Source organism: Archangium violaceum Cb vi76 (assembly GCF_000733295.1).
In the GTDB taxonomy this organism is placed as follows: Bacteria; Myxococcota; Myxococcia; order Myxococcales; family Myxococcaceae; genus Archangium; species Archangium violaceum.
Genome location: NZ_JPMI01000134.1, coordinates 1 through 4,361, shown reverse-complemented (window position 1 = coordinate 4,361; position 4,361 = coordinate 1). Strand labels below are relative to the sequence as shown.

Below are 4,361 nucleotides of genomic sequence, written 5' to 3'. Positions count from 1 at the left end.
CCGCCCGCCACCAGGACCTTGCCGGAGGGCAGCAGCGTCGCCGTGTGTTTGCCGCGGGAGGTGCTCATGGCATCGGTACGAGCCCAGGTGCCGGTGACCGGATCGTACAGCTCACCGGAGTTGTCGCCGCCGCCCGTCACCAGGACCTTGCCCGAGGGCAGCAGCGTCGCCGTGTGGTACTGGCGAGGGGAAAGCATGCTGCCCGTCGGGCTCCAGGTGCCTGTCGCCGGCTCATAAAGCTCGGCAGTGGCGGAGGGGCCGTTGGAGTCGCTGGTGTCGCTGACGTGGACGTAGCCGCCCGCCACGAGGACCTTGCCCGAGGGCAGCAACGTCGCCGTGTGGTCCATGCGGCGCGAGGTCATCTGGATGGGAGGAGCCCAGGTGCCGGTGGCCGGGTCGTACAGCTCGGAGGTATCGAGGGGACCCGGCCCCATGTCGGCCCCCGCCGCGACCAGGACCTTGCCCGAGGGCAGCAGGGTGGCGGTATGGCCCGCGACACGTGGTGAGCTCATGTTGCCCGTGCGTACCCACCCCACGGCACCGGAGCAGGCTGTTCCCCCGGTGACGCTGAAGGTGGTGGAGGCGGAGAGGCCCTGTGCATTCGTCACCGTGGCGGTGATGGAGGGCGTGCCCCCTGAAGACATGCAAGAGGGAGGCGTCCAGCTCACCTCGCTCTGAGTGGCGCTGTTCGTCGTGCTGCCGAGCGTGCCGGTGGAGGCGCTCCAGGAGAAGGAGAGGGCACTGCCCAGCGGGTCGCTCGCGGTGACGCGGAGGGCGACCGTTCCGCTGGCGGGCACGGTGCGTGAGGACTGATAGGTGCTCTCGATTCGCGGAGGCAGGCGCATGCCCGTCTTCGGGCCCACGCAGATGTGAAGGGTGCCCGTCGTCTGTCCGCCGTGGCCATCCGTCACGGTGACGGTGAGCGGGCAGTCGGCGCAGGTGGCTCCCGTGGTCGAGGCGCCCGGGGCGAAGCGCGCGGTGGCCGAGGCCGCATCCGTCCAACTTCCCGCGCAACCGGCCGCCCATTGATAGGAGAGCGCGTCCCCATCGGCGTCCGTGGTGGTGGCCACCACCGTGGTCGTCTCACCCGTGCTCACGAGCGAGGGCGAGGCCGTGATGCCGGTGACGGCGGGCGCGGTGTTGAAGCGCAGGTCGACGGAGGCGCCACCCGAGCCGGACCGCACCTGGACGGTGAAGCGGATGGAGGCCGAGGAGCCCTGGGTGTCCGTCACCGTGAGCGTGAGGGTGGCCAGACCCGGAGTGGTGGGAGCGGCCCAGGTGGAGAGCGGGGAGTAGGGCGAGTAGAAGGCGCCCGCCGAGGCAGTCCAGGCATACGAGAGCGAGTCACCCGGATTGGGGTCGTGCGCGGTGGCCTGGACGAGCAGGGAGCCACCGGGAGAGACGGAGCTGGTGGAGGCAGTGAGCGAGTCGATGAGGGGCGCGGCGTTGTCGAAGGGTGGAGGCGCGTCGAGCGACTGGAGCGAGAGGGCCACCACGGTGGTGGTGCCGGTGGTGATGGTGACGTGGGTGGCCTGGCCGCTGAAGCGCTTCGTCCCGGCCGCGTCGAAGGCGTCGGCGGTGAAGGTGCGGTCGGCACCGGCGGGAATGTCGCCGAGGGTGCCGCCCCAAGCTCCGTCTGTTTTTGCCAGCGATTCGGTGCGGGTGGGCATGTCCGAGGCGCTGATGGTCACCACCACGCGCGTGACGTCCTCGGAGGACACCGCCTGGGGAAGAGCGCCGAAGAGCAGGGCGGAGCCAGTGGTGGGCTGTTGAGTGCACGCCGTGGTGAGGAGCAGGGCCGCCGCGAGCCAGCCAGCGAGCCTGGGTGTCAGACATTTCATGGGAGGGCCTTTCCGTGTCCGTCACTCGTGGGCTCGAGCGACGGGTGCAGCGTAGGAGGCACCCCAGGTGCTGTCAGATTAACCGCTACGAATGAGATGAGCGGAGCCCAATGGCTGTCATGCTTTCAGGCTTCGGGAGGGATTGCGCTGATTGCCAGTGACCACGCGTTTCCCGCGTAGAACCAGTTGCTCAGGTCGGGCTCGAGGCAAGGGGGACCCGTCAAGGGCGCGACTGCGGCCTGGATGCTCCACAGCAGCGCTGGGAGATCTCCCCGAGCGTCCACGAACGCGCGGATGGCGGAAGGAGTCTCGTTCCCAGCTGCTGCTTGAGGGTCTGGATGAGCCCGGCGAGGTCGAAGGCGTCCTTGTTCATGCTGTTGAAGCGATGGAAGTCGAGGACGATGAGCTCCTGGGGATGGGCCTCGCTGAAGGTGCTCACCTGCTGAAGGGCGCTGGCCAGGGTAACGTTGCTGCGCCAGGTCTCGTGGCACAGGATGTATTTCGCGTCGCCGCTCTGGCCGGACTGATAGCCGATGCGCATGTCGAAGCTGCGCACTCCCGCGTTCAACTGGCCGGTGAAGTCCAGGTTCTGGCACTGGGTCCAGTTGCGGCCAATGAGTCTCAGATCTACGACAACTAGAGTGAGTCGTCGGTCGCGGAGCGGAGCTGGGTGAGCGCGGCCTCCACGTATTTGACGCCCTTGGAGGTGAGCGCCTTGCCCTTCTTCGTGTCCCGGGTGAAGCCGGTGTTCAGGCGCAGCGCCTTGGCCGCATTGGGGGCGGCGTACGTCACGCCAAGCTCGCCCCAGAAGCGCGAGGTGGTCCCGGACGTCACCTCCACGCTCAAGCTCCGGGCGAGATAGAAGGGGATGAGAGAGCGCAGGAGCTGATCCTTGAGCCGCCCGGCCACCAGCAGTTCCTGGTGCCGGGGGTGCGCCCGAAGCGCGTCCACCAACGCGCTCACGGCATCGCTCGACTCGGAGGCGGGGGCCGGGGCTGTCTCGGCGGCCGGGGGCGCCAAGACCTTCTTGCCACGGGGGGCCGCCGCCTTGTGCACGGCCGCGGCCTTCTTCTTCTTCGGCGGGGAGGCATTCCTCACGCGCGACGCCTTCGGCGGCCTGGCGGGGGCGGCCTCGTGAAGGGACTCCTCCACCCGTGGCGCTTGCGCTGGCACGGGTGGGGGCGGCTCGGGCGACAGCGAGGCGGCCGGGGCGGGGGGCTCGGGCCGGACCGGTTCGGCCTCATGGAAGGGACACGAGCCGACGGCCTCCGTCAGGCGGCGGGCCGGAGGCGCGGGCGGAGGGGGCGGCGGGCCCAGGACGCGCGAGCGCAGCGACCCATACACCTCCTCCACCACCCCTCCGAGCCCCACGCGCTCGAGCAACGATTCCATCCACCGAAGGCCGTTGAACACCTGGTGCGCCCTCCTTGAAGACGGGGGCGAGGCTACTACAGGCCTCGCCCCAGGTCGCTCAGCAGTGCGCGAAGGGTGAGGCAGCCCTCAGACGCGCCGGCCTCGCCACGAGCCCCGGGCGAGCAGGAACAGCAGTCCCGCCCAGGCGAGCTGCGCCCCTCCGTCCGTCGAGGCGCAGCCTCCGCAACCGCCCGTCGGAGCCGACACGGGAGGCTGGGTGACCGGAGCCGGCGCCACGGTGACGCGGACGGTGACGGGCTCGGAGGCGCTCTGCCCATCGCTCACGCGGTAGGTGAAGGAGTCCTCTCCCTCGAACCCGGCGGAAGGCGTGTAGACCAGGGCCGGTGCGGTTCCCGAGAGCGTGCCGTTCGCCGGAGCCCCCACCACCTCGAAGGACAGCGCGTCACCATCGCCGTCGGTGCCCTCGAGCCGCACGGACACCGGCTCGCCATGGCCGGTGGAGAGCGTCAGGGCCCTGGCCACGGGCATGTCATTCACCGGCGTGACGGTGAGCGTGAAGGCGGCCACGGTGGACTCCACCGTCCCATCCCCCACCTGGAAGAGGAAGAAGTCCGGGCCGTGGTAGCCCGCCGCGGGCGTGTACGTGAGGTGGGCGCCCGAGCCCGACAGCGTGCCGCGCGCCGGTCCCGACACCACCGTGTACGTGAGCGTGTCGCCGTCCACGTCCAGGGAGCCCAGCGTCACGGTCACGGGGGTGTTCTCGGCCGTCGTCACCGAGCCCAGCAGGGCCACGGGCGCGTCGTTCACCGGGGTGACGGTGATCGCCACCGTGGTCTCGGTGGAGTCCTGCGTCCCATCGTTGGCCTTGAAGGTGAAGGAGTCCGGGCCGTAGTAGTTCGCCGAGGGCACGTACGCGAGGAGGGTTCCCGAACCCCGCAGCGAGCCATGCGACGGGCCCGACACCACCATGTACGTGAGCGTGTCGCCTTCCACGTCCGTGGCCATCAACGTCACGGACACCGCCGTCTCCTCGACCGTCGTCACCGCGTCCGCCAGAGCCACCGGGGCATCATTCACGGAGTTCACGGTGAGGGAGAGGGTGGCCACGTTGGACTCCACCGTCCCGTCGTTCACCTTGAAGGTGAT

General features: G+C 69.8%; 4 protein-coding genes. All 4 read right to left on the bottom strand.

The annotated features are described in order from the left end of the window. Positions 1 to 1,841 (bottom strand): Kelch repeat-containing protein (locus Q664_RS19955; protein WP_043397820.1); only part of this gene is annotated, 1,841 nt, incomplete at its 3' end. 220 nt (positions 1,842 to 2,061) lie between these two features. Next, on the bottom strand, positions 2,062 to 2,409 hold the full coding sequence (locus Q664_RS19950) for a PI-PLC domain-containing protein (RefSeq protein WP_043397818.1): 348 nt from the start codon (positions 2,407 to 2,409) through the stop codon (positions 2,062 to 2,064). Positions 2,410 to 2,477: 68 nt separating this feature from the next. Further along, complete coding sequence (locus Q664_RS19945) at positions 2,478 to 3,233, bottom strand: hypothetical protein (protein WP_043397822.1); 756 nt, start codon at positions 3,231 to 3,233, stop codon at positions 2,478 to 2,480. 108 nt (positions 3,234 to 3,341) lie between these two features. After that, positions 3,342 to 4,361, bottom strand: a 1,020-nt coding sequence (locus Q664_RS19940; protein WP_043397817.1) for an Ig-like domain-containing protein, incomplete at its 5' end; no start/stop codon positions are given.